19 protein-coding genes are annotated in these 25,088 nt (G+C 64.0%); 2 read left to right on the top strand and 17 right to left on the bottom strand.

Going from position 1 to position 25,088, the window contains the following annotated elements:
- Positions 1-126: 126 nt before the first annotated feature.
- From DES47_RS21430 to DES47_RS21375, 12 genes are all read right to left on the bottom strand, one after another.
- Positions 127-1,593, bottom strand: a complete 1,467-nt coding sequence (locus DES47_RS21430) for a glutamate synthase subunit beta (RefSeq protein ID WP_133702802.1) — start codon at positions 1,591-1,593, stop codon at positions 127-129.
- 40 nt (positions 1,594-1,633) lie between these two features.
- Positions 1,634-6,379, bottom strand: coding sequence for a glutamate synthase-related protein (locus DES47_RS21425; RefSeq protein ID WP_133702801.1), 4,746 nt, complete (start codon positions 6,377-6,379; stop codon positions 1,634-1,636).
- Positions 6,380-6,498: 119 nt separating this feature from the next.
- Positions 6,499-7,236: an REP-associated tyrosine transposase gene (locus tag DES47_RS21420; protein WP_133702800.1), complete on the bottom strand. Its 738-nt coding sequence runs from the start codon at positions 7,234-7,236 to the stop codon at positions 6,499-6,501.
- Positions 7,237-7,278: 42 nt separating this feature from the next.
- Positions 7,279-8,409, bottom strand: coding sequence for a deoxyguanosinetriphosphate triphosphohydrolase (locus DES47_RS21415; RefSeq protein ID WP_133702799.1), 1,131 nt, complete (start codon positions 8,407-8,409; stop codon positions 7,279-7,281).
- A 40-nt stretch (positions 8,410-8,449) separates the two neighbouring features.
- Positions 8,450-9,571 (bottom strand): 3-dehydroquinate synthase, encoded by a 1,122-nt coding sequence (gene aroB, locus DES47_RS21410; protein ID WP_133702798.1) that lies wholly within the window; start codon positions 9,569-9,571, stop codon positions 8,450-8,452.
- A gap of 19 nt (positions 9,572-9,590) precedes the next feature.
- Complete coding sequence (locus tag DES47_RS21405; protein WP_133702894.1) at positions 9,591-10,136, bottom strand: shikimate kinase; 546 nt, start codon at positions 10,134-10,136, stop codon at positions 9,591-9,593.
- A 46-nt stretch (positions 10,137-10,182) separates the two neighbouring features.
- Entirely contained in the window at positions 10,183-12,501 is a 2,319-nt protein-coding gene (locus tag DES47_RS21400; RefSeq protein ID WP_133702797.1) for an Ig-like domain-containing protein, read from the bottom strand.
- A gap of 57 nt (positions 12,502-12,558) precedes the next feature.
- The gene (locus DES47_RS21395; protein WP_133702796.1) at positions 12,559-14,727 is read right to left on the bottom strand and encodes a type IV pilus secretin PilQ; all 2,169 of its coding nucleotides are present in this window, start codon (positions 14,725-14,727) and stop codon (positions 12,559-12,561) included.
- Entirely contained in the window at positions 14,724-15,248 is a 525-nt protein-coding gene (locus DES47_RS21390; protein WP_243748418.1) for a pilus assembly protein PilP, read from the bottom strand. Before DES47_RS21390 ends, DES47_RS21395 begins: the two co-directional genes overlap by 4 nt.
- Positions 15,249-15,259: 11 nt before the next feature.
- Positions 15,260-15,955 carry a type IV pilus inner membrane component PilO gene (locus tag DES47_RS21385; protein ID WP_133702794.1) on the bottom strand — a complete coding sequence of 232 codons (696 nt, stop codon included), beginning with the start codon at positions 15,953-15,955 and terminating at the stop codon, positions 15,260-15,262.
- Positions 15,956-15,962: 7 nt separating this feature from the next.
- Complete coding sequence (locus DES47_RS21380) at positions 15,963-16,574, bottom strand: PilN domain-containing protein (protein WP_133702793.1); 612 nt, start codon at positions 16,572-16,574, stop codon at positions 15,963-15,965.
- Entirely contained in the window at positions 16,571-17,650 is a 1,080-nt protein-coding gene (locus DES47_RS21375; protein ID WP_133702792.1) for a pilus assembly protein PilM, read from the bottom strand. The genes DES47_RS21380 and DES47_RS21375 overlap by 4 nt, the downstream gene beginning before the upstream one ends.
- Before the next feature lie 265 nt (positions 17,651-17,915).
- On the opposite strand from DES47_RS21375, the gene DES47_RS21370 reads away from it, so the two are divergent.
- Positions 17,916-20,285 carry a penicillin-binding protein 1A gene (locus tag DES47_RS21370; RefSeq protein ID WP_425057474.1) on the top strand — a complete coding sequence of 790 codons (2,370 nt, stop codon included), beginning with the start codon at positions 17,916-17,918 and terminating at the stop codon, positions 20,283-20,285.
- 10 nt (positions 20,286-20,295) lie between these two features.
- On the opposite strand, the gene cyaY is transcribed toward DES47_RS21370, so the two are convergent.
- Positions 20,296-20,628 carry an iron donor protein CyaY gene (gene cyaY, locus DES47_RS21365; protein WP_133702892.1) on the bottom strand — a complete coding sequence of 111 codons (333 nt, stop codon included), beginning with the start codon at positions 20,626-20,628 and terminating at the stop codon, positions 20,296-20,298.
- Positions 20,629-20,673: 45 nt separating this feature from the next.
- Here cyaY and lptM point away from each other — a divergent pair, with 45 nt between their 5' ends.
- Positions 20,674-20,853, top strand: a complete 180-nt coding sequence (gene lptM / locus DES47_RS21360) for an LPS translocon maturation chaperone LptM (protein ID WP_133702791.1) — start codon at positions 20,674-20,676, stop codon at positions 20,851-20,853.
- Positions 20,854-20,899: 46 nt separating this feature from the next.
- Here lptM and DES47_RS21355 read toward each other — a convergent pair whose 3' ends face one another.
- The 4 genes from DES47_RS21355 to DES47_RS21340 are packed head-to-tail and all read right to left on the bottom strand — an operon-like array spanning position 20,900 to position 24,886.
- A complete protein-coding gene (locus DES47_RS21355; protein ID WP_133702790.1) occupies positions 20,900-21,898 on the bottom strand; it encodes an ABC transporter ATP-binding protein in 999 nt (332 codons plus the stop codon).
- On the bottom strand, positions 21,895-22,878 hold the full coding sequence (locus tag DES47_RS21350) for an ABC transporter ATP-binding protein (RefSeq protein ID WP_133702789.1): 984 nt from the start codon (positions 22,876-22,878) through the stop codon (positions 21,895-21,897). Before DES47_RS21350 ends, DES47_RS21355 begins: the two co-directional genes overlap by 4 nt.
- Positions 22,879-22,914: 36 nt before the next feature.
- Positions 22,915-23,883, bottom strand: a complete 969-nt coding sequence (locus DES47_RS21345) for an ABC transporter permease (protein ID WP_133702788.1) — start codon at positions 23,881-23,883, stop codon at positions 22,915-22,917.
- A gap of 19 nt (positions 23,884-23,902) precedes the next feature.
- Positions 23,903-24,886: an ABC transporter permease gene (locus DES47_RS21340; RefSeq protein WP_133702787.1), complete on the bottom strand. Its 984-nt coding sequence runs from the start codon at positions 24,884-24,886 to the stop codon at positions 23,903-23,905.
- Positions 24,887-25,088 lie beyond the last annotated feature (202 nt).

Here is a 25,088-nt window from a genome sequence, read left to right as displayed (position 1 = left end):
CCTGGTAACTGCCTGCAACCATCGCAAGGGCCACGCCAGCCCCTGATCTACCCAATCTAGGCCAAAAGCGGCCGGAAACGAAAAAGCCGCCCAATGGGGCGGCTCTGGCGGTCTTGAGGACTGCGTTCAGCGTGGCAAGACGCTGCGGCCCATCAGGAACTCATCGACAGCACGGGCGGCCTGGCGGCCCTCGCGGATCGCCCAGACGACCAGCGACTGGCCGCGGCGCATATCGCCGGCAACGAACACCTTGTCGATATTGCTGCGGTAGGCCTGGGCGTTCTCGGTCGCCGCCTTGGCATTGCCGCGACCGTCCTTTTCAACACCAAAGGCATCGATGACCGAGGCCACCGGGCTGATGAAGCCCATCGCCAGCAAGACCAGCTCGGCCTTCAGGATCTGCTCGCTGCCCTCGATTTCGATCATCTTGCCGCCCTGCCACTGCACACGCACGGTCTTCACCCCGGTCAGCTTGCCCTTCTCACCGAGGAATTCCTTGGTGGCAATGGCGAACTCGCGCTCGCAGCCTTCCTCGTGGCTGCTGGACGTGCGCAGCTTGATCGGCCAGTAGGGCCAGGTCAGCGGGCGGTCTTCGACCTCGGGCGGCTGGGGCATGACCTCGAACTGGGTCACGCTCTTGGCGCCATGACGGTTGCTGGTGCCCACACAGTCGCTGCCGGTGTCGCCGCCACCGATGACGATCACGTTCTTGCCATCGGCGCGCAGCTGGCCCTTGAGCTTGTCACCGGCATTGAGCTTGTTCTGTTGCGGCAGGAATTCCATCGCGAAGTGCACACCGTCCAGGTCTCGACCCGGCACGGGCAGGTCGCGCGACTGCTCGGCGCCACCGGTCAGCAGCACGGCGTCGAACTCGGCTTTCAGCTGTTCGGCGCTGATACTTTCCTTGGCCCAGTTGGTGACCTTGCTGCCCTCGGGCAGGCTGCCGACGATCACGCCGGTGCGGAACACCACCCCCTCGGCCTGCATCTGCGCGACGCGTCGGTCGATATGGTCCTTCTCCATCTTGAAGTCGGGGATGCCGTAGCGCAGCAGGCCGCCGATGCGGTCGTTCTTCTCGAACACCGTGACGCTATGACCGGCACGCGCCAATTGCTGGGCAGCGGCCAAGCCGGCCGGTCCAGAGCCGACAACGGCGACGGTCTTGCCGGTCTTGACCTTGGCCGGCTGCGGCGTGACCCAGCCCTCGGCCCAGGCGCGGTCGATGATGGCGTGCTCGATCGATTTGATGCCCACCGCGTCGTCATTGACGTTCAGGGTGCAGGCCGCCTCGCAGGGCGCGGGGCAGATGCGGCCGGTGAACTCGGGGAAGTTGTTGGTGCTGTGAAGCACGGTGATCGCGTTTTTCCAGTCGCCCTGGAACACCAGATCGTTGAAGTCCGGAATGATGTTGTTGACCGGGCAGCCGCTGTTGCAGAACGGCGTGCCGCAGTCCATGCAACGGGCGGCCTGCACCTTGGCCTGCTCGTCCTTCAGTCCGATCACGAACTCTTTGTAGTTCTTCAGGCGCTTGGGCACGGGCTCATAGCCCTCCTCGATGCGCTCGTATTCCATAAAGCCGGTGACTTTTCCCATGTGCTTGCTCGTCTTGGGTGGTGTGGGGTTGCGACGTTCGTCAGGCGCGCGCGGGGGCTGCGTCGCTGGCCTTGGCGTGGGCGATGGTCTGCTGGGCCTCGCGGGCCGCATGCAGCTCGCCCAGGGCGCGCCGGTACTCGCTCGGGAAGACCTTGACGAACTTGGCGCGCGACTCGGCCCAGTGGTCGAGGATGTGGCGGGCGCGCAAGGACCCCGTCCAGCGGTGGTGGTCCTCGATCAGCTTCTTCAAGATCGCCTCGTCGGTCTGCTGTGCGCCGCCGGCCACACTGTGCCAGATGGCGCGGTCCACGGTGGCCTCCTGCTCGGTGCCGGGCAGCAGCTTGTCCAGGCTGACCATGGCCGTGTTGCAGCGCTTGGCGAACTGGCCGTCCTCGTCATAGACATAGGCGATGCCGCCGCTCATGCCGGCAGCAAAGTTACGCCCGGTCTTGCCCAGGATGACGGCCGTGCCGCCGGTCATGTACTCGCAACCATGGTCGCCCGTGCCCTCGACGACGGCGCTGGCCCCCGACAGGCGCACCGCGAAGCGTTCACCGGCCACGCCGCGGAAGAAGGCCTCGCCGCTGGTCGCACCGTAGAGCACCGTGTTGCCGACGATGGTGTTGGCCGCCGCGTCGCCGCGGAAGTCGATGCTGGGGCGCACGACGATGCGGCCGCCCGACATGCCCTTGCCGGTGTAGTCGTTGGCGTCACCGATCAGGTACTGGGTGATGCCCTTGGCCAGGAAGGCGCCAAAGCTCTGGCCGCCGGTGCCCTCCATCTGCATGAAGATGCTGTGGTCGGGCAGGCCCTCGGGGCGATGGCGTATCAGCTCGCCGGACAGCATGGCTCCGACCGTGCGGTTGACGTTGCGCACCTCCTGCATGAACTGCACCTTCTCGCCGCGCAGGATGGCGGGCTGGCACTTCTCGATCAGCTTCACGTCCAGCGCGCGGTCCAGGCCGTGGTCCTGGGTGTCCGTGTGGATGCGCGGCACGTCGGCCGGCACGAGATCGGCACTCGGCTGATGGAAGATGCGGCTGAAGTCCAGGCCCTGGGCCTTCCAGTGGGCGATGCCCTTCCGGGTGTCCAGCAGGTCGGAGCGGCCGATCAGGTCGTCGAACTTGCGGATGCCCAGCTGGGCCATGATCTGCCGCGCTTCCTCGGCAATGAAGAAGAAGAAGTTGACGACATGCTCGGGCTTGCCGGTGAACTTCTTGCGCAGCACCGGGTCTTGGGTGGCCACGCCGACCGGGCAGGTGTTGAGGTGGCATTTGCGCATCATGATGCAGCCCTCGACGACCAGCGGCGCGGTGGCGAAGCCGAACTCGTCGGCACCGAGCAGCGCGCCGATGACGACGTCGCGGCCGGTCTTCATCTGGCCATCGGCCTGCACGCGGATACGGCCGCGCAGGCGGTTCAGCACCAGCGTCTGCTGCGCCTCGGCCAGGCCCAGTTCCCAGGGCGTGCCGGCATGCTTGATTGAACTCCAAGGCGAGGCACCGGTGCCGCCATCATGACCGGCGATCACCACATGGTCGGCCTTGGCCTTGGCCACGCCGGCGGCGATGGTGCCCACGCCCACTTCGGAGACCAGCTTCACCGAGACGTCGGCACGCGGGTTGACGTTCTTCAGATCGTGGATCAGCTGGGCCAGGTCCTCGATCGAATAGATGTCATGGTGCGGCGGCGGCGAGATCAGACCCACGCCTGGCACCGAGTAGCGCAGGAAGCCGATGTAGTCGGTCACCTTGCCACCGGGCAGCTGACCGCCCTCGCCCGGCTTGGCGCCCTGGGCCATCTTGATCTGGATCTGGTCGGCACTGACCAGGTACTCGGTCGTCACGCCAAAGCGGCCCGAGGCCACCTGCTTGATCTTCGAGCGCAGCGAGTCGCCCTCTTTCAGCTCGTAGTCGGACTCGATCACCTTGGCGCCGATCACGTCACTGACCTTGGTGCCGGCGGTGATCGGTATGCCCTTGAGCTCGTTGCGATAACGGGCCGGATCCTCGCCGCCCTCGCCGGTATTACTCTTGCCGCCGATGCGGTTCATCGCGATGGCCAGCGTGGAATGCGCTTCGGTGCTGATCGAACCCAGCGACATCGCGCCGGTGGCAAAGCGCTTGACGATCTCGGCAGCCGACTCGACCTGGTCCAGCGGAATCACCTTGCTCGGGTCGAACTTGAACTCGAACAGGCCACGCAGCGTCATGTGGCGCTTGCTCTGGTCATTGATCAGCTGGGCATATTCCTTATAGGTGTCGAACTTGTTGGCGCGGGTGCTGTGCTGCAGCTTGGCGATCGCGTCCGGGCTCCACATATGCTCTTCGCCACGGGCGCGCCAGGCGTACTCACCTCCGGCGTCCAGCATGCTTTCCAGCACCGGGTCGTCGCTGAACGCGGCGCGGTGCATGCGTATCGCCTCTTCGGCCACCTCGAATACGCCGATACCGCCCACCTGCGTCGGTGTGCCGCGGAAATACTTGGAGACGAAGTCCTGCTTCAAGCCTATGGCCTCAAAGATCTGCGCGCCGCAGTAGGACATATAGGTCGAGATGCCCATCTTGGACATGATCTTGGACAGGCCCTTGCCCACGCCCTTGATGTAGTTGTAGATGGCCTTGTCGGCGGACAGGTCGCCCGGCAGGCCCTGGGCCGCGGCGGCCAGGGTTTCCAGCGCCAGATAGGGGTGGACGGCCTCGGCGCCATAACCAGCCAGCACGGCGAAGTGATGAACCTCGCGGGCGCTGCCCGTCTCGACCACCAGGCCGGCGGTGGTGCGCAGGCCGGCACGCACCAGATGGTGGTGAACAGCGGACAGGGCCAGCAGCGCCGGAATCGCCACACGCTCGCGGCTCAAGGCGCGGTCGGTGATGATCAGGATGTTGTGGCCGCTCTTCAGCGCATCGACGGTCTCGGCGCACAGCGAGGCCAGCTTGGCCTCGGCGCCCTCGTGGCCCCAGACCAGCGGGTAGGTGATGTCCAGCTCGTAAGGCTTGAACTTGCCATGGGTGTGGGCCTCGATCTGGCGCAGGCGCGCCATGTCCTTGAAGTCCAGCACCGGCTGCGACACTTCCAGCCGCATGGGAGGATTGACCGCGTTGATGTCCAGCAGATTGGGCTTAGGACCGATGAAGCTGTTCAGCGACATCACGATCGCCTCGCGGATCGGATCGATCGGCGGATTCGTGACCTGGGCGAACAACTGCTTGAAGTAGTTGAACAGCGACTTGTCCTTGCTGGAGAGCACGGCCAGCGGCGAGTCATTGCCCATCGAGCCCAGCGCTTCTTCGCCATTGGCAGCCATCGGCGCCATCAGGAACTTCACGTCTTCCTGGGTGTAGCCAAAGGCCTGCTGGCGGTCGAGCAGGGTTTCGGCGAACGGCGTCGGGGCGCTGTCGGGCACGGCAATGCTGTCGAGCTTGACGCGCACGTTCTCGATCCACTGGCGGTAGGGCCGTGCGTTGGCAAACTGGGTCTTCAGCTCTTCGTCGTCAACGATGCGGCCCTGCTCCAGGTCGATCAGGAACATCTTGCCGGGCTGCAGGCGCCACTTCTTGACGATGCGGTTCTCGGGTATGGGCAAGACGCCGGTCTCGGAGCCGAGCACGACCAGATCGTCGTCGGTGATGATGTAGCGGGCCGGACGCAGGCCGTTGCGGTCCAAGGTGGCGCCGATCTGGCGGCCGTCGGTGAAGACCATCGCGGCCGGGCCGTCCCAGGGCTCCAGCATCGCTGCGTGGTATTCGTAGAAGGCGCGGCGGCGCGGGTCCATCAGCGTGTGCTGCTCCCAGGCCTCGGGAATCATCATCATCGCCGCCTGGGCCAGCGGGTAGCCGGCCATGGTCAGCAGCTCCATGGCGTTGTCGAAGGTGGCGGTGTCGGACTGATGCTCGAAACTGATCGGGTAGAGCTTCTTCAGATCGTCACCCAGCACCGGCGACTTCATCACACCCTCGCGGGCGCGCATCCAGTTGAAGTTGCCCTTGACGGTGTTGATCTCGCCGTTGTGCGCGACGTAGCGATAGGGGTGGGCCAGCGGCCACTCGGGGAAGGTATTGGTCGAGAAGCGCTGATGGACCAGGGCGATGGCCGAGACGGCGCGCGGGTCGGACAGGTCCTTGTAGTAGCGGCCGACCTGATCGGCCAGCAACAGGCCCTTGTAGATGATGGTGCGGCAGCTCATGCTGGGCACGTAGTACTCGTGGCTGTGCGTCAGGTTCAGGGCCTGGATGGCGCTGGAAGCCGTCTTGCGGATCACGTAGAGCTTTCGCTCCAGCGCATCGGGCACGATGATGTCGTGGCCGCGGCCGATGAAGATCTGGCGTATCACCGGCTCTTTCTCGCGCACCGTGGGCGACATCGGCATGTCACGGTCCACCGGCACATCGCGCCAACCGAGCAAGACCTGGCCCTCGGCCTTGACCGCACGCACCAACTCCTGTTCGCAGGCCAGGCGGGAGGCGTGCTCCTTCGGCAGAAAGATCATGCCGACGCCGTATTCACCGGGCGGAGGCAGCTCGATGCCCTGGGCCGCCATTTCGGCGCGGTAGAACTCGTCGGGGATCTGGATCAGGATGCCGGCACCGTCACCCATCAGCTTGTCGGCACCCACCGCGCCGCGGTGATCCAGGTTCTCAAGAATCTTCAGACCCTGCTGGACGATGTGATGCGCCTTGTGACCCTTGATATGGGCGACGAATCCGACGCCGCAAGCGTCGTGTTCGTTGGCTGGGTTGTACAAACCTTGCTGCGAAAGGGACTGAATTTCTGCCGCCTGGCTCATGGCGATCTCCACATCAACACTAGGGATGGGGCGAAGATTACTGCACTGCAGCAAACCCAACAAGAATTTTAAATTAGGGTCGGAGTCGTTTTATCTACCGTCACCCGTTATCTGCACAATTAAATGGGGTCGGAGTCATTTATTGAATCATTGCTTGCTCGCAACCTCGATGCGACTGTTGGTGGCCGCCCCCGCTTACGTGCTTGCAGCGGCCGATCAGTCTGACCTGCAAGCTCAGCAAGAAAGCCGGCGGAGCCCAATGGCCAACCTTTCAAGGCCGAGTCGGTCAAAGCCTTCTGATCGCCGGTGCTCAGTTCCGCATCGAACAAGGCCTTGTACGCCGCATCACGCTCGAATGGCGTATTCCCCAGGGTCCAGAAGAGCGGATGCTCGGTGATGACTGCGTCACTACGCTGCCCGATGTAATGACCATGACTGGACCACGCGAAGTCGAGGCATTGGGTCACCAAACCGGCCCTTACCGGATTCAGATCGATATAGCGCATGCAGGTCATGAAATAGCGCTCACTATCAATCAGCGAAGCGCGAAATCTGCCCTCCCACAGCGTTCCGCTGCGACCATGCCGGTGGTTGAACCAGGCCACGTAGTTCCGACCCTGCGCCTGCATCATGCGGCTGATGCCATCGGCTTCATCCGGCGTGACCAGCAGGTGCACGTGGTTGTCCATCAGTACATAGGCGTGTATAGCTACCTTGCAGTTGGCTGAGACCTCCCGCAGAAACTCCAGATACTTGCGTCTGTCCTGATCCTCAAGGAACACGGGCTGGCGGTTGTGGCCACGCTGGATGACATGATGGGCTTGGCCACCCATGACGAGGCGGGGGAGTCGGGCCATGAAATGCACCTACTTAATTGGAGTCTGACCCCAATTAGAACATCAGAACAGCGTTCGGCCGGTGAGGCGCTCATGCTCGCGAATGGCGAAGCGGTCGGTCATGCCGGCGATGTAGTCGGCAATGCCACGTTCGGCACGGCCCGTCGATGTGAAGTCGATGGGCATGCCACTGGGGTCGTTTCGGTAGACCTCGAACAGCTCGCGCACCACCTGCTTGCCCATGGCCGTGGTGTCGACTACCTGGGGGTGGCGGTAGAGATTGGCGAACAGGAAACGCTTGAGTGCGCTGCCAGCCTCTCGCATCGGCTCGCTGAAACACACCAGACGTTGAGCATTGCTGCGGACGTCGGCCACCGAGTCGACGCCTGCGGCAAGCAGGCTGACCCGGCTTGCCTCGATCACGTCATAGACCTGGGCAGAGAGCATGCGACGTATCGCCTCGAACAGCAGGCGGCGGCCCTGGAGCGCCGGATACTCGCGCCGCACCGCCTGGCTGTGCAGGCTGAACAATTCGACCTCGTCCAGTTGCTCCAGGCTCAGCAGGCCGGAGCGCACGCCGTCATCGACATCATGGGCGTTGTAGGCGATCGAGTCGGCCAGGTTGCACAGCTGTGCCTCCAAGCTGGGCTGGGACCCATCGAGAAAGCGCCGCCCCACCCCGTTGGGCTCGGTCATCTCCAGCTTGATGGCATTGGTGCGCGAGCAATGCTTGAGAATGCCTTCGCGCGTTTCAAAGCTCAGGTTCAGGCCATCGTAGTCGGGATAGCGCTGCTCGAGTTCATCGACGACTCGCAGGCTTTGCAGGTTGTGCTCGAAACCACCGAACTCGGCCATGCATTCGTGCAGCGCATCCTGGCCGGCATGGCCGAACGGTGTATGACCCAGGTCATGGGCCAGGGCGATGGCCTCGACCAGATCCTCGTTCAGGCCCAGCGTGCGGGCTATCGAGCGGCCGAGCTGGGCCACCTCCAGCGAGTGCGTCAGCCGCGTGCGGAACAGATCGCCCTCGTGGTTCAGGAACACCTGGGTCTTATAGACCAGGCGGCGGAAGGCCGTGCTGTGCACAACGCGGTCGCGGTCGCGTTGATAGTCGCTGCGCGTTGGGGCCGGCGTCTCGGCATGCCGGCGGCCACGCGTCCGCGCGGCATCGCAGGCATAGGGGGCGAGCGGCATGTCGATCAGCTCAGGTAACTCATGCTCACCGAGCCGCCCTTCAAGCGCAGTTCGCCGCTATCACTTCAGCCACCAGCGCATCGGGAGCGGCGCGCATGCTCGCATGACCCAGGGCGTCGATCAGCACGAATCGGATCTCGCCACCCTCGGCCTTCTTGTCGACACGCATCAGTTCCAGGTATCGCTGCACGCCGAGCCGGGGACCGAGCAGCGGCAACCCTGCCCTACCGATCAGCCTCCTCATGCGGGTCAGAAACTCGGCCGGCATCAAGCCCAGCCGTACCGACAGATCACTGGCCATGACCATGCCGCAGCCTACGGCCTCGCCGTGCAGCCATTCTCCGTAGCCCAGGCCGGCCTCGATAGCATGGCCAAAGGTATGGCCGAAGTTGAGGATGGCGCGCAGACCCTGCTCCCGCTCATCCTGGCCGACCACCAGTGCCTTGATTTCGCAGGAGCGTTGGACCGCATGGGCCAAGGCGGCCTTGTCCCGAGCGAGCAGCGCATCCAGGTTCTGTTCGATCCAGCCCAGGAACCCTGCATCGGCGATAGGTCCGTACTTGATGATCTCAGCCAGCCCGGCCGACAACTCCCGCGCGGGCAGGGTATCCAGCGTGTCGAGGTCGGCAATCACCCGCACCGGCTGGTAGAAGGCGCCGACCATGTTCTTGCCCAAGGGGTGATTGATCGCGGTCTTCCCGCCGACCGACGAATCCACCTGGGCCAGCAGGGTCGTCGGCACCTGCACAAAGGGCACGCCGCGCATATAGACCGCGGCGGCAAAGCCAGTCATGTCGCCGATCACTCCGCCGCCCAATGCGAACAGCACGGTCTTGCGGTCGCAGCCGCGGCTGAGCAGGGCATCGATGATCAGGTTCAACGAGGTCCAGTCCTTGTAGGCCTCGCCGTCGGGCAGATTGAGCACCTCGATGCGGCGGTAGTGCTGGCTCAGCGCGGTCTGCAGGCGCGCCAGGTAGAGCGGTGCCACCGTCACATTGCTGACGATCAGGGCGCAATCGGCCCTGGGCAGGTCCCGCCAGGCGTCGGCACTGTCAAGCAGGCCTGAGCCGATCAGGATTTCGTAGCTGCGTTCGGCAAGCGCGATCGAAATGCGGGAGGGTGAAGAGGCAGGTGCGAGCTGAGGGCTGCTGACGGAATTCATGTCCGCCAGTGTACGGCCATCATCCGGGCGTCGGCCTGGCCTGCACCGATGATGGCACGCGCTGGCTGTCCACCAGGCCGGCCAGTTCGAGCTGCATCAGAATCATGTTCACCAGCGAGTTGACGCTGGGCCGGCCGGTCTCGATCAGAAAGTGCGCCGTGCGCCGGTACAGCGGGTCGCGCTGCTGGAACAACTCGCGCAGCTTGGCCAAGGGGTTGTTGACCTGCAGCAGCGGGCGTTGGGTGTCGTGGCGCAGCCGACGGAACAGCTCCTCGGGCGAGGAGCGCAGATACAGCACGGTGCTGTGGCGCTGCAGCAGCGCCCGGTTTTCCTCGCGCAGCACCGCCCCACCGCCGGTCGCCAGCACCAGGTCCCTGGCCTCGCTCAGCAGGGCGGCAAGAGTCTCATGCTCCAACGCACGGAAAGCTGCCTCGCCCTCGCGCTCAAAAAAAGGGCGAATCGCTTCGCCCAGTTTCCGCTCGATCTCGGCATCGAGATCGATGAAGTTGATGCCCAGCAGGCGCGCCAGCTGCCTCCCGACGGTGGACTTGCCGCATCCGGGCATGCCCACCAGCGAGATGCACAGCGGCGCTGGCTGCGGCTTCGTCACCTCAGTTCGGGTTCAGGCAGCCGTTGCCGACATTGCCTGGGATGGGCTCGATGCCGTAGGGGCTGACCACAAAGGCCGGTGGCGGTGTTTCGGTCTTGATGGCCTTGGCATCGCCCGGCAGCAGACCGGAGTACACCGCCGGGGGGCTCAACACGCCAAAGGCCGCCGCCGAGATCTTGAACGACACCCAGGAGGCATGGCTCTTTGGATACTCGACCTTCAGGATGGCCGATCCGCTGGCATCGGTCTTGGTGGATCCGACCATGCTGATGGCCGCGTCGGACTTGCGCGGGTCCAGGGCGCCGTTGCCATTGATGTCTTCGCCACTGTCGATCGAGCCGTTGCGGTTCACGTCCTCGCTGAGGCAACGCGCGGTGACGGTCGGAATCCAGGCCGACTGAGCCGCATTCCAGGTGTAGTAACCCTTGCCATAGGCCAACAGGTCGATCGACGGCGTGATCTGCACATTGGGCATCGCATTGCCGGCCGAGTCCACCACCAGGAGCACGAACTTCTGGATATAGGTGAGATTGGCCGGACCAACCTCGATCGTCTCGTTGGTGCCGATGGTCACAGACAAGGCCTCCGACACCACCGTCAGCTTGACGCTGATTTCCTTCGATGTGCCAGGGCAAGGCGCATCGTCGGCAAAGTCGGGGAAGTCGACCAGGTCATAACAGGCGCGCAGGCGCAGGCCATCGGTCGGGCTGGAGCGCGAACCGGGGATGTAGGCGGTGGTCGCCACACCATTGACATCCGAATAGCTGGTGCCGGCGCCGATCGAGAAGGTGCCTCCGACCGCATTGGTCGGATCGACCTTGAAGCGCACCCGCACATCCTTGATGGCCTTGTTATTGCTGCCCAGGAACAGGGCCCGCACGTCGATGCGGTTGGTGTTGCCGACCGTATTGACCTTAACCACATTCGATTCCAGCGACAGCGCCGCCGACAACACCGGCCCGGTGGCTGCCGGGATCGAACCTGTGCTCACCAGAATCGTCTGCACATTCGCCGGCGCACCGCCCGAGCTGGCCTTGATGTCGTAACTGCCCGCCGCCAGGGGCGCGGTATAGCCGAACAGATAAGTGCCGTTCTCATCGGTCAACGCATTGGTCACCAGGCTGCCCGGCCCGGTGATGGTGATGGGCACCTGTGCCAGACCGTTGTTGTTGACGTCGCGCAGCTTGTACTCGACCTTGCCGCCATCCCCGACGTTCATCACGGTCGGGTCGGCCGTACCGGTCAGCTTGGCGCCGCTGACCTGGAAGCCGGCGCTGCGCACCAGGCTGTCGCTGGTCGCAGTGATGGTGACGCGACGGTTGGTGCGGTCGGAACCGATCAACACCTCCGCCGTGACCTGACCCTGTGCATTGGTCGATGAACTGCCGGCAATCAGGACCGCGTTCTGGTCCACGGTAAAGGCCACCGGAATACCGGCCAGGGCGTTACGTGAGGCATCCACCGCCGTGGCGGTGACCAGCACCTTCTCAAGACCGGAGTTCTGGATGTTGTTGCTGCTCAGCACCAGCGTAAGGTCCGCCGCACGAGGAATCGTCACCACCGCGTCGACGACATCGAACGAGATGCTGCGTGAGACGGTGCCGCTGTTGACCGTCACGGTGATGGTGCGCTTGGTCTTCATGCCACCGATGGTCACAGCGGCCTTGATCTGGCCACTGACAGCATCGGTCGCGGTCTTGCCACCCTCCGGCGTGACGACCGCACCGGCATCGACCGAGAAGCTCACCGGTACCCCGCCCAGCGCCTTGCGCGCGGTGTCCAGCGCGGTGACGCTGACGGTCACCGTATCGGTGCCCGAGTTGGTCAGCGTGGGCTTGTCCAGCGTGACCACCAGGTCCGAGGTCTTGCTGCCCGAAATGCTGTCAACCACCTCGAATGAAACTGTCTTGGTGATGGTCCCGGAGCGTGCCGTCAAGGTGATGGCACGGTTGCTCTTGTCCGAACCGATGGCCACCTTGGCGGTGATCTGGCCGGTGCCGGCCGCCGTGGCCGTGGCCGAGGGCGTGACGAAGGCATTGTTGTCCACGGTCACTGCCACGGGAGCGCCGCCGACCACATTGCGGGCGGCGTCCAGCGCCGTCACCGTCACGGTCGCCTCTTCGGCGCCGGTATTGGGCACGGTCGTCTTGTCAATGGTCAGGCTCAGGTCCGCGGTCACGACGGTCGTGCCGGTGCCCGGGCCCCCTCCCAGCACCGGATCGCCAGCAGCGCCGCCGCCGCCGCAGGCGGTCATGGTCAGGCTGCCCAGCAATATCACAGCACCCGCGATGAAGCGGGTCATGCCAGTGAATGCGCTCATTTGCTTCTAACTCCTACAGTCCCGCCCCAACAGGGTCGAGTGAAATGCATTGACGCGTCAGCGCGTGGCCGCCCGCTCGCTCACCACCTTGGGCGTGATGAAGACCAGCAGTTCGGTCTTGTTATTGGACCGCGTGCGCGATTTGAAGAGATTGCCCAGCACGGGCATGTCGCCCAGCCAGGGCACTTTGGTGACGTCCTCACGCTCGTTCTGCGTGTAGATGCCACCAATGACGACGGTGCCACCGTTCTCCACCAGCACCTGGGTCTTCACATGCTTGGTGTTGATGGTGAAGCCCTGGTTGGTGGACGCACCCTTGCTGTCATTGGTGACGTCCACGTCCAGGATCACATTGCCTTCCGGCGTGATCTGCGGCGTGACTTCCAGCTTCAGGCTGGCCTTGCGGAAGGTCGTGGCCGTGGCGCCACTGGAGGTGGAGACCTGGTAGGGAATTTCCTCGCCCTGTTCGATCAGCGCCTTGACCTGGTCGGCGGTGATGACGCGGGGGCTGGAGATGACCTTGCCCTTGCCGTCGGCCTCCAAGGCGGACAGCTCCAGGTTCAGGAAGCGGTTCGACGAGGCGCTGAACAGCGACAGCGCGAACGTGGCAGGCGTGCCACCCTCGATGCCACCGGCCGGCATATTGATCATCTGCGAGTTGGCAAACACAGGCGCAGTCGAGCCCGGCTGCTTGGTCTGGTAACCGATGGCGTTGTAGTTGTTGCCGGCGGTGATGTAGTTGTTGCCGCCCACATTGACACCCGGCACGCCGCCCTGGATACCGCGCAGGTCGGTAGTGCCCAGCTTGACGCCCAGCGAGCGGCCGAACTTGTCATCGGCCTCGACGATGCGGGCCTCGATCAGCACCTGGCGCACCGGAATATCGATCTTGGCAATCATTGCCTGGATCTCTTCGAGCTTGGACGGGATGTCCGACACGAACAGCTGGTTCGTGCGGGTTTCGTAGATCACCGAGCCACGGGTGGAGAGGATGCGGCTGGCCGTGCCGCCCCCCGCACCGCTCTGCCCGCTCAGGCCCTTGGCAACTTCCTCGGCCTTGGTGTAATTGAGCTGGAAGGATTGGGTACGCACCGGCTCCAACTGCGCAATCGCGGCCTTGGACTCCAGATCGACCTTCTCCTTGGCAGCCAGCTCGTCCTTGGGAGCGATCCAAAGCACATTGCCGGACTTGCGCAGACCCAGACCCTTGGCCTGCAGAATGATGTCCAGCGCCTGATCCCAGGGCACGTCCTTCAGGCGCAGGGTCACGTTGCCAGTGACCGTGTCGCTGGTCACGACGTTGAAATTGGTGAAGTCGGCGATCACCTGCAGCAGGGCGCGGACCTCAATGTTCTGGAAGTTCAGCGACAGCTTGTCGCCGGCATAACCTGGCCCCTGGGTCAGCTTGTTCGGATCGACCTTTTGCGGCCGCACCTCGAGCACGAACTGGTTGTCGCTCTGGTAGGCGCTGTGCTCCCAGTCGCCACGCGGCTCGACTACCATGCGCACCCGGTCGGCCGACTGGGTGGTGGTGATGTTTTGCACCGGCGTGCCGAAGTCGCTGACATCCAGGCGGCGCCGCAGGCTCTCGGGCAGCGTGGAGCGCAGGAACTCGACCACCAGGGTCTTGCCCTGCTGCTTGATGTCCACGCCGACCTGGTTGTTGGGCAGGTTGACGATGACGCGGCCGGTGCCATCCTGCCCGCGACGGAAGTCGATATCTTTCAAGGCCAGCGGGTTGGCGTTCAGGCTGGGCGCAAAGTGCACCGCATCCGCGGCCGAGGGCACGGCAGCCGTTTCCAGAATCACCAGCAAGGCATTGCCCTGCAACTGCGCGCGGTAGCTGGATGGCTGTTTCAGATTCAGCACCACGCGGGTGCGCTCACCCGATTGCGCCACATTGGCCGAACGCAGATTGCCCTGGTTGATCTCGACGCTGGGACGGCCCATCGCGTTGTTGACACCGGGCAGGTCGATGGCGATTCGCGGTGGCGTCTGGATCATGAAGCCTCGAGGCACCTCGGACAGAGGCTGGCTGAGCTCGATGCGTATCACTTCCACGCCAGACTGCTGGGTGCTGCTGATGGCCTGGATGGCATTGGCCGCGGCGGCGGGCGCCTCCGCGGTCTGTGCCGTCGCGGCCGTCTGCAGGCCCAGACTCAGGGTCATGGCCAGGGCAAGCGCGCGCCAGTGGGTCATAGTGGAGTTCTCCTGCATATTTTTCATCGCCCCTTCTCCTGAAGCTGGAGGGTACTGGTGCGCTCTATCCACTCGCCCGCAGCGTCCTGGACAATTTCTCTCAAGGCGATGTCCGTCTCGGAAATCTTCATGATCTTGCCGTAGTTCACGCCCAGGTAATCGCCGGACTTGACCTGATAAAGCAGGTTGTCCACCTTGAGCAGGGCATATTGGCGCCCCTCGCGGGACACGCTGCCGACCATGGTCATGCTGTCCAGAGGGAAGGCCTCCAGCGGTTGCTTGCGCCGGCTCATTTCAGAGGTCAGCAAGGAGTTCGGTTGCCGCGCCTCCTGCTTGACCGCCACCGTCAGCTTCTGGGCGCTGAACGGCTCGACGCTGGCCTGCGTCTCGTAGGCCTGGGGCAGGAACTTCTTGGGCGGCACCAGCGGCTTGACGGTGGCCTGCACCTCACGCTTTTGCTGCTCCATCCATTGACGCAACTCGTCCATGTCGGCCGCGCAACCCAGCAGCAGCAGCGTGCCCATGCACAGGACAGCGACAGTGCGCATAGACAAGCGCCTCATTTCTTCGCTCCCGCTTTGCTGGTGGCCTTGCGTTGTTCGGCCACCTCGGCAGAGTCCAGGTAGCGGTAGGTACGGGCCGTGGCCTCCATGGCCAAGGCGCCCGCGGTGTTGGCGTCACGCGCGTTGGCGGCGATCACCACCAGGTTGTGCAGTGTGACGATGCGCGACAGATTGGCCACATCGGCCGCAAATGCGCCGATGTCGTGATAGCGCCCCGACACCCGCACCGAGATGGGCAGTTCGGCGTAGTAGTCCTTCACCGCCACCTGGCCGGGCCGGAACAGCTCGAACTGCAGGCCGCGGCCCAGTCCGGCCTGGTTGATGTCCGACAGCAGCGCGTCCATCTCGGCCTTGCCGGGCAGCTGCTTCTCCAGCTGGGTGACGTACTCTTCGACCTGGCGCTTTTGCTTGCGCAGCTCGGGCAGGTTGACGGCCTGGCTGAGCTTGCCGCGATAGTCCTGCTTGAGCGTGGGTTCACGATCGTGCTCGGCCTGCAGCTGAGTCTGTGCATCCGACAGCACCAGGTACCAGCTCAAGCCCAGCACCACCACCACCACGGCCAGGAAGGCCGCCAGCTTGGGCAGGAGGGGCCATTGGCCTGGCTCGTTGGGGTTGAGTCCGCGGAACTGCGAGGCGGCCCGCTCGAACTGAGCATTCAGATCGAACTTGGGGGTGCTTGCCTTGGTCGCCATGCTTGCCTCAGCTCTTGTTGGTCTTGGCAGCAGCGCCCGGCACGCTCTGGGCCTCGGGCTGCGGCTGCTTGATCGAAACGCGCATAGAAAAGTCGAACAGGCGCTTTTGCTCGCGGTTGTTGGTGGTCAGGTTGGCAAGGCGGATCTCAACCAGCTCGGGCCGCTCCAGCCATTCGGAGGCCCGCGCCGTGCTGCGCAGAAACTCCGACACCCGCTCATTGGTCTGCGCAATACCGGTGATCGTGACCACCTGGCCGGCCTGGCGGATGCTGGTCAGGTAGACGCCCTCGGGCGTGTGCTTGGCCAGCTCATTGAGCAGGTGCACCGGCGTATTGCGATCGGTCTGCAGGTCTTCAACCGCCTTCTGCCGCGCCTTCAGCGACTCGATTTCAGCGCGCAGATTGGCGATGTCCTTGATCTGGATCTCCAGGCGATCGATCTCGGCCTTCAAGTATTGGTTGCGGCCCTGCTGATCGCTGGTCAGCTGCATCAGCACCGCATAGCCGATGGCCGCGATGCCCAGACCCACCAGCGCCGAGACGCCCAGACCCACGAAGAACGCGGTCTTGCGGCGCTTGCGCTTTTCCTCCCGATGCGGGAGCAGATTGATCAAGATCACTGGTGGAACCTCCGCATCGCCAACCCGCAGGCGGTCAGATAGGAAGGCGCCTCACGGCGCAGCTTGCCCTCGCGGATATTGGAGCCCAGCGCCATGTTCTCGAACGGGTTCACCACCATGCAGGCGAAACCGGTCAACTCGGTCACTCGCTCCTTCAGACCCGGCAAGGTGGCCGTGCCACCGGCCAGCATCACATAGTGCACCTTGTGGTGCGGCGTGCTGGTGAAGAAATACTGCAGCGCCCGGCCGATTTCCTGCGACAGGCTGTCCACAAAGGGAATCAGCACCGCCGACTCATAGTCCTCGGGCAGATCATTGGCCAGCTTCTTCTGCTCGGCCTCCTCGTAGGAGAAACCATACTGGCGCGAAATCAGCTGCGTCAGTTGCGAACCGCCAAAGGCCTGGTCGCGGTCATACAGCATCTCGTCGTCGCGCAACACCTTGAGGCTGGTGGTGTCGGCGCCGATTTCGAACAGGGCGACGAGCGCATCCTTGCCGGCATTGGGCAGATTCGCCACCAGTCGGCCCATCGCCATGCGCGAGGCATGGGACTCGATATCCAGCACGGCCGGGCGCAGGCCGGCGGCCTCGGCGAGGCCCTGACGGTCCTGCACGCGGTCCTTGCGGGAGGCGGCGATCAGCACCTCGACGTCGCCGATCGAGGTCGGGCTGGGGCCGATGACGCAGAAGTCCAGGCTCACCTCGTCGAGCGAAAACGGTATGTATTGGTTGGCCTCGGCCTCGACCTGTATTTCGAGCTCTTCGTCACGCAGACCGGCGGGCAGCATGATCTTCTTGGTGATCACGGCCGATTGCGGCATGGCGAGCACGGCCTGGCGGGTGCGGGTGCCACTCTTGGCGACCACCCGGCGCACGGCGTCGGCGACCTCATCGAATTTCTCGATCTGGCCATCGGTGATCCAGCCCTTCTCGAAAGGCTCGGCGGCAAAGCGCTCCAGCACATATTCGCCGGCGGCGTTCTGCCCCAATTCGACCAGCTTGACGCTTGATGAACTGATGTCCAAGCCAATCATCGGCGCATGCTTGCGACCCAGCAGCACGTCAAGAATTCCCATGACGCCTTTCTCCCCAACGCTTCAAAGTGCGTCGGACTGTTAAGAAACTACTTCAATGCTAGCAGTAAAGGTGTTGACCCACAAAGGAAATCCGGCCGAGGCAGACTCTCCTACGTTGCTAAACATACACGCACAAAGCGGACACGGATCGGTGCAGAAGCGCCGGAATCACCGACCACTTCGGCCAAATGCCAAACAGTTCACGAATCCGCCGGGGCCGGGTTGAAGCGCTTCCTATAATCGCGGGCATCGCGCCCGGAGGCCCATGAGCGAATCCAATCAATCGACACCCACCGCATCTCGTCTGAACTCTGGTGGCGCCCTGGCCCTGATGGGCCGCATGCTGGTCAAACTATTCGGCCTGGCACTGGCCTTGCTGACGATAGGCCTGCTGCTGCTGGGCGTGGCACTGGCCGTTGCGTATCCGAAACTGCCCGACACCTCGGGTTTGACCGAGTACCGACCCAAACTGCCACTGCGGGTTTTCTCGTCCGATGGCGTGCTGCTGGGCGAGTTTGGCGAGGAGCGCCGCAATTTCGTCCCCATCCAGCAAATCCCCAAGGTCATGCAGGATGCGGTGCTGTCGATCGAGGATGCACGGTTTTACAAGCACGGTGGCGTGGACTACCTGGGCATCATCCGCGCGGGTTTGGCCAATCTCGCGGAATCTCGCAGCCAGGGTGCCTCCACCATCACCCAGCAGGTGGCAAGAAACTTCTATTTGTCCACCGAAAAAACCCTCACACGCAAGATTTACGAAATCTTACTGGCGCTGAAGATCGAAAGCGAACTGAGCAAGGAACAGATTCTCGAGGTCTATATGAACCAGATATTCCTGGGTCATAGAGCCTATGGCTTTGCGGCCGCCAGCGAGGTGTATTTCGGCAAGGCGCTGAAGGATCTGTCGATTGCAGAAGCCGCCATGCTGGCCGGACTGCCCAAGGCACCCTCCTCCTACAACCCCTTCAGCAATCCGCGGCGCGCCACGCTCAGGCAGCAGTACATCATCGACCGCATGCTGGAGAACGACTTCATCACGGTCGAGCAGCATGATGCGGCCAAGGCTGAGCCGCTGCGTTACCGCCAGGTCTCGGTGCCGCCGGCCCATGCCGAATTCGTCGCCGAGACCGCCCGCCAACTGGTCTATGCGCAGTACGGCGATGAGGCCTACAGCCGCGGCCTGAATGTCTATCTGACGCTGCGCGCAGACGAGCAGACCGCCGCCTACCGGGCGCTGCGCAAGGGCATTCTCGATTTCGAGAAGCGCCAGGTCTATCGCGGCCCCGAGGCCTATGTGGATCTGCCCTCGGACCCCAAGGAGCTGGACGCCCGCGTCGCCGACGCGCTGTCAGACCACCCGGACAACGACGAGTTCATCGCCGCGGTTGCTCTGGAGGCCAGCCCGAAGAAGGTCTTGGCCTCGCTGCAAAGCGGCGAAACCATCACCATCACCGGCGAGGGCTTGAAACCTGCCACCTCCGGCCTGGCCGAGCGCGGCAATCCGAAGACGCAGATCCGGCGCGGCGCGGTGATACGGGTGGTCAAGGGCCCGGCGCCGAAGAACGAGTGGGCGATCACCCAGCTGCCCGAGGTCGAGGGCGCTTTCGTCTCGATGGATCCGCGCAATGGACGGGTTCGAGCGATGGTCGGCGGCTTCGACTATGCGAAGAACAAGTTCAACCACGTGACCCAGGCCTGGCGCCAGCCGGGCTCCAGCTTCAAGCCCTTCATCTATTCGGCTGCGCTGGAAAAAGGCTTCACGCCGGCCACCATCGTCAATGACGCACCGTTGTTCTTCGACGCCAGCAGCACCGGCAGCCAGCCCTGGGAGCCGAAAAACTACGATGGCAAATTCGACGGTCCGATGCCGCTGCGCACCGCACTGGCCCGGTCCAAGAATATGGTGTCGATACGGGTGCTGCAGTCCATCGGGGCTGAGTACGGCCAGGAGTGGGTCACGCACTTCGGCTTCGATGCCGACAAGCACCCCGCCTATCTGACGATGGCCCTGGGCGCCGGTTCGGTGACGCCGATGCAGATGGTGCAGGGCTATGCGGTGTTCGCGAATGGCGGCCTGCGCGTGGCGCCGCAGCTGATTGCCCGCCTGACCGATGCCCGCGGCAAGCTGCTGCATGAGGCCCCCGAACCGAAGATCGGCGAGAACTCGCGCGTCATCGATGCGCGCAATGCCTTCATGATGAGTAGCCTGCTGCAGGAAGTGACCCGCTCGGGCACGGCCGCCAAGGCTCAGGCGACCTTGAAGCGCCCCGACATCTACGGCAAGACCGGTACCACCAACGACTCGATGGATGCCTGGTTCGCCGGCTACCAGCACAGCGTGGTGGCCGTGGTCTGGATCGGCTATGACACGCCACGCAAACTGGGCACTGGCGAGACCGGCGGCGGCCTGTCACTGCCGGTATGGATCGACTACATGAACTTCGCGCTGAAGGGCGTGCCGGTCGAGGAGGCGGTGGCGCCCGAGGGCGTGGTCAACCAGGGTGGCGAATGGTTCTATGACGAATACGCCGGCAATGCCGGCGTGCGCAGCATCACCAGCGACAACAACGCCGGACTGCCGAAATCGGCCAACGAGGAAGAGAAGAAGAGCATTCTCGACCTGTTCCGGCGGTAAACCTGGCGCATCAAGCCGGCTTGAACTCCAGAGCCAGGCCCGCCTGGGCGCTGGCATGGGCCGACAGGGCGGCATGAAACTCGCGCCCGTCCTTGGTGTCCAGCCACCGGCCATCGACGTACTTGAAGTGGAAGCCGCCGCCGCGCGCGGCCAGCCACAGCTCCTGCAGCGGCGGCTGGGTGTTGAGCACGATCTTGCTGCCGTTGCCGAAGCTCAGCTCCAGCAGGCCGCCGGTGCGGTGGGTGTCTATATCAACCACATCCTCGTCCAGCCAGCGGTCCAGCGTGGTCTCGATGGCGCTGAGCACGGCCATGGCCTTGCTCAGATAGTCGCTGTCGGACAGCGGGGTAGCAGCAAGCGGAGCATTCATGGCCGGTAGAATCTTTTCATGAGCAAACAACAGCAAAGTGTAGTCGCGCGCCGCATTGCCTCTCCGGCCAAAGGGTGGTGCGCCAGCGCCCTGCTGATGCTGGCCCTGTGCAGCGCGGGCTGCGGGCAGAAAGGGCCGCTGTATCTGCCGGCGGCAGCCAAAGCGCCGACTCCAGCAGCCTCCGCAGCGAAACCATGAAAAACGGCGCCTAGGGCGCCGTTTTTCATGTGGGGCGACTGCGCCCTCAGGCGCGCCCCTCGGCCACTGCGTGGCAGGCAATTTTGATGCCCTGGAACTCGGCCAGCGCCGGGCGCTCCACCTTGCAGCGGTCATTGGCCAGCGGGCAGCGTGGATGGAAGCTGCAGCCGCTGGGCGGATTCAGCGGATTGGGCACCTCGCCCTGCACCGGGGTGCGTGAGCGGCCGGTCATGTGGATGTCCGGGATCGCGTCCAGCAACATGCGCGTGTACGGGTGGCGCGGATTGTCGAACAGGTCCTTCTTGTCGGCCAGCTCGACCAGGCGACCTAAGTACATCACGCCGACCTGATCGGCCACATGGCGCACCACGGCCAGGTTGTGCGAAATGAACAGATAGGTCAGGCCACGCTCGCGCTGCAGGTCCTTCATGATGTTCAAGACCTGAGCCTGCACCGACACGTCCAGCGCCGAGGTCGGTTCGTCGCAGACCAGGAACTCCGGCTGTGTGGCCAGCGCACGCGCGATCGAGATGCGCTGGCGCTGACCGCCCGAGAACTGGTGCGGGAACTTCTCGACGTCGGCCGCCGCCAGGCCCACCGATTGCAGCAGGGCAATGACGCGCTGCTGCAGTTCGTCCGAGCCATTGACCATGCCGTGCTCGCGCAGCGGCTCGCCGACGATGTCCTGCACCTTCCAGCGCGGGTTCAGGCTGGCATAGGGGTCCTGGAAGATCATCTGCGTGCGCCGCCGCAGGGTGCGGCCCTCGGGCGTCGCCAGGGTGGCGGCGATATCGGCGCCATCGAAGCTGACCACGCCCTGGGTGGGCTTGTAAAGGCCGACCAGCAGACGCGCCACCGTGCTCTTGCCGCAGCCCGATTCACCGACCAGTGCCAGCGTCTTGCCGCGCTCGATCGTGAAGCTCACGCCATCGACGGCATGCACATACATCTTGGGCTTGCGCTCGACGACACGATTCAGCCAGGGTGCGGACACGTCGAAGATCTTGGCCAGATCCTTGACCTCAACCAATGGATGATTGCTCACGCCCTGTTCTCCTGGCCTTCGGCATGCAACCAGCACGCCACGCGGGTGGCGCCCGCCTGTATCAAATTCGGACGCTCAACACGGCAGCGATCGAAGACTTTGGGGCAGCGCGGGTTGTAGGCGCAGCCGGTTGGAATGTTGTTGAGTCGCGGCATCGAGCCATCGATCTGCAGCAGGCGCTCGCGGTCCTCGTCCATCGCCGGTATCGAACCCATCAGGCCCGTCGTGTATGGGTGGGCCGGCTTGTGAATCACGTCCTGCACCGGGCCGATTTCGGCAACGCGCCCGGCGTACATCACCGCTACCCGGTCGCAGGTCTCGGCGATCACGCCCATATCGTGGGTGACCAGCATCACCGCCGCACCCTGCTCCTTGCACAAATTCTTCAGCAGCGAAATGATCTGCGCCTGGATAGACACGTCCAGCGCCGTGGTCGGCTCATCGGCGACGATCAGCTTGGGCTTGGCGGCCAGCGCCAGTGCAATCACCACGCGCTGCCGCATGCCGCCGGAGAACTGGTGCGGGTACTGATCGACGCGCTGAGCCGCCGCCGGGATGCCGGTCTGCTCCAGCAGCTCGATGGCACGCTTGCGCGCCTCCGACTGGCTCATCGGCAGGTGCGTCGTGATGGTTTCGACCAGCTGCCGGCCCACCGTGTACAGCGGATTCAGCGAGGTCAGCGGGTCCTGGAAGATGGCGCCGATCTGGCGACCGCGGATGCGTCGCATCTCCTCGTAGCCGAGGTTGTCGATGCGCTTGCCCTCCAGGCGGATCTCGCCGCTGGCGATGCGCCCCGGGGGATCGAGCAGGCCGATGATGGCCGCACCGGTCAATGATTTGCCGGCACCCGACTCGCCAACAACGCCCAGGATTTCGCCCGGCGCGATGTCGAACGAGATGTCGTCGAGTGCAAGCAAGGTGCCGCGGCGCGTCGGAAACTCGACGCGCAGATTGCGGACTTCAAGCAGTGGAGCAGTCATGCAGTCACTTTGGCGGTAAGAGGGTTGGCCGCGGAATCAGCGCAGGCGCGGGTTCAGCGCATCGCGCAGCCAGTCGCCCAGCAGGTTCACGCTCAGCGCGATCAGCACCAGCATCGCGCCGGGCCAGATGGTGATCCACCACTCGCCGGAGAACAGGAAGTCGTTGCCGACGCGTATCAAGGTGCCCAGCGAGGGGCTGGTCGGCGGCACGCCCAGGCCAAGGAAGGACAGGGTGGCTTCGGCGATGATGGCAAAAGCGACCTGGATGGTGGCCAGCACCAGCACCGGCCCCAGCACGTTGGGCAGCACATGGCGCACCATGATGCGCGACGGCTTGACGCCGATCACGCGGGCCGCCTGCACATACTCCTTGTTGCGCTCGACCAGGGTGGAGCCGCGCACCGTACGGGCGTACTGCACCCAGCCGGACAGCGAGATGGCCACGATCAGCACCGCATAGGCCAAAGCGTCCGGCGCGTTCGGGAACATCGCCTTGCCCAGGCCGTCGATCAGCAGCGCCACCAGCAGCGAGGGGAAGGACAGCATCACGTCGCAGACGCGCATGATGAAGGCATCGACCTTGCCACCGGCAAAGCCCGACAGCAGGCCCAGGCTGACCCCGACCACCAGGGACACTAATACCGAAGCCAGGCCGACGAACAGCGAAATGCGGGCGCCATACATCAGCGCCGACAGCAGGTCGCGGCCCTGGTCATCGGTGCCGAGCAGGTACTTGCTCTTGCCGCCCTCGATCCAGGCCGGCGGCAGCCGCGCATCGATCAGCTCCAGCGAGGCCAGGTCGAAGGGATTGTGCGGTGCCACCCAGTTGGCGAACAGCGCGCAGAACACGCAGATGAACGCAATCACCGCGGCCAGGATGGCCATCGGCGAGTTGCAGAAGGAATGCCACACGTCGCCGTCGAAGAATCGCGCCAGGCGACCCGGCGCCTTCGGTATGACGACTGGGCTACCCGTTGTTGCCCCGTCGGAGGAACTGCTGCTCATGCCATTGGCTCCCATGTTCTCAATGCGCCCCGGCCTTGCCGTCCACATGCAGGCGCGGATCGACGACCAGATACAACATGTCCACCAACAAATTGATGGACACAAAAATGCCCGACACCAGCAGCAGATAGGCCGCCATCACCGGAATATCGGCGAATTGCACCGCCTGGATGAACAGCAGCCCCATGCCCGGCCACTGGAAAACCGTCTCGGTGATGATGGCAAAGGCAATCAGCTGACCCAGTTGCAGACCCATGATGGTCAGCACCGGCACCAGGGTGTTCTTCAGTGCATGGCCGAAGTGCACCGCGCGGTTGTTCAGGCCGCGAGCGCGCGCGAACTTGATGTAGTCGGTGCGCAGCACCTCCAGCATCTCGGAACGCACCAGGCGCAGCACCAGGGCCATATTGGCCAGCGACAGGGTGATGGCCGGGAGCACCAGGTGCTTCCAGCCGTCGACGGTCAGATAGCCGGTCGTCCACGAGCCGATGGCCACCACGTCGCCGCGCCCGAAGCTGGGCAATATCTTGAAAGTCACCGCGAATATCAGTATCAGCAAGATGCCGAACAGGAAGGACGGCAGCGAAACGCCCAGCAATGAAAAGGTCATCAAGGCCTGCGACAGGAAGCTTCCCCGCTTCAATGCCGCATAGACCCCCAGCGGAATGCCCACGATCAGCGCCAGCACGCCAGCCGTCATGGCCAGCTCCATCGTGGCGGGCAGACGCTCGGCGATCAGGGTCGAGACCTTGCGGCCCTGACGCAGGCTCAAGCCGAACTCGCCCTGCACCGCATTGCCGATGAAGCGGGCGAACTGCACCGGGAAGGGCTCGTCCAGGCCAAGATCCTTGCGCAGCTGGATGCGCTGCTCGGGTGTCGCATCCTGCCCCAGCAGGTTGGTCACCGGGTCGCCCACATACTGGAAGATCATGAAGGCCACGAAGGCCACGGTCAGCATCACCAGGATGGCCTGGCCCATGCGCCGAAGAATGAATGCAAGCATGTTGAGAGAGTGTCAGTTGTGCAGCGTGCGCTCAGCCACGATCAGTGCCCGAGCGTGGGGCGAGGCAGGTGTCCGCGAGGGAGGGAATGTACATGCAGCACACCAGGAATCATCTTTGTCAGGGGAACTGCTGAGGCCAGCGGCCTTGTTTCGTCAGGTTTCAGCAAGCCCCGCATCATGCGCATAAAGTTGCGCCCGACCA

The sequence above is a fragment of the Roseateles toxinivorans genome (assembly GCF_004362525.1).
In the GTDB taxonomy this organism is placed as follows: domain Bacteria; phylum Pseudomonadota; class Gammaproteobacteria; order Burkholderiales; family Burkholderiaceae_C; genus Paucibacter; species Paucibacter toxinivorans.
The sequence above is the reverse complement of the archived record's forward strand: the minus strand, read 5'-3'. Positions and strand labels throughout refer to the sequence as shown.

Bases quoted from the DNA above. Each gene is read 5' to 3' on its own strand.
- DES47_RS21430 (WP_133702802.1), bottom strand. From the start codon at position 1,593: ATGGGAAAAGTCACCGGCTTTATGGAATACGAGCGCATCGAGGAGGGC.
- DES47_RS21425 (WP_133702801.1), bottom strand. From the start codon at position 6,379: ATGAGCCAGGCGGCAGAAATTCAGTCCCTTTCGCAGCAAGGTTTGTAC.
- DES47_RS21420 (WP_133702800.1), bottom strand. From the start codon at position 7,236: ATGGCCCGACTCCCCCGCCTCGTCATGGGTGGCCAAGCCCATCATGTC.
- DES47_RS21415 (WP_133702799.1), bottom strand. From the start codon at position 8,409: ATGCCGCTCGCCCCCTATGCCTGCGATGCCGCGCGGACGCGTGGCCGC.
- aroB (WP_133702798.1), bottom strand. From the start codon at position 9,571: ATGAATTCCGTCAGCAGCCCTCAGCTCGCACCTGCCTCTTCACCCTCC.
- DES47_RS21405 (WP_133702894.1), bottom strand. From the start codon at position 10,136: ATGCCCGGATGCGGCAAGTCCACCGTCGGGAGGCAGCTGGCGCGCCTG.
- DES47_RS21400 (WP_133702797.1), bottom strand. From the start codon at position 12,501: ATGAGCGCATTCACTGGCATGACCCGCTTCATCGCGGGTGCTGTGATA.
- DES47_RS21395 (WP_133702796.1), bottom strand. From the start codon at position 14,727: ATGAAAAATATGCAGGAGAACTCCACTATGACCCACTGGCGCGCGCTT.
- DES47_RS21390 (WP_243748418.1), bottom strand. From the start codon at position 15,248: ATGCGCACTGTCGCTGTCCTGTGCATGGGCACGCTGCTGCTGCTGGGT.
- DES47_RS21385 (WP_133702794.1), bottom strand. From the start codon at position 15,955: ATGGCGACCAAGGCAAGCACCCCCAAGTTCGATCTGAATGCTCAGTTC.
- DES47_RS21375 (WP_133702792.1), bottom strand. From the start codon at position 17,650: ATGGGAATTCTTGACGTGCTGCTGGGTCGCAAGCATGCGCCGATGATT.
- DES47_RS21370 (WP_425057474.1), top strand. From the start codon at position 17,916: ATGAGCGAATCCAATCAATCGACACCCACCGCATCTCGTCTGAACTCT.
- lptM (WP_133702791.1), top strand. From the start codon at position 20,674: ATGAGCAAACAACAGCAAAGTGTAGTCGCGCGCCGCATTGCCTCTCCG.
- DES47_RS21350 (WP_133702789.1), bottom strand. From the start codon at position 22,878: ATGACTGCTCCACTGCTTGAAGTCCGCAATCTGCGCGTCGAGTTTCCG.
- DES47_RS21345 (WP_133702788.1), bottom strand. From the start codon at position 23,883: ATGAGCAGCAGTTCCTCCGACGGGGCAACAACGGGTAGCCCAGTCGTC.
- DES47_RS21340 (WP_133702787.1), bottom strand. From the start codon at position 24,886: ATGCTTGCATTCATTCTTCGGCGCATGGGCCAGGCCATCCTGGTGATG.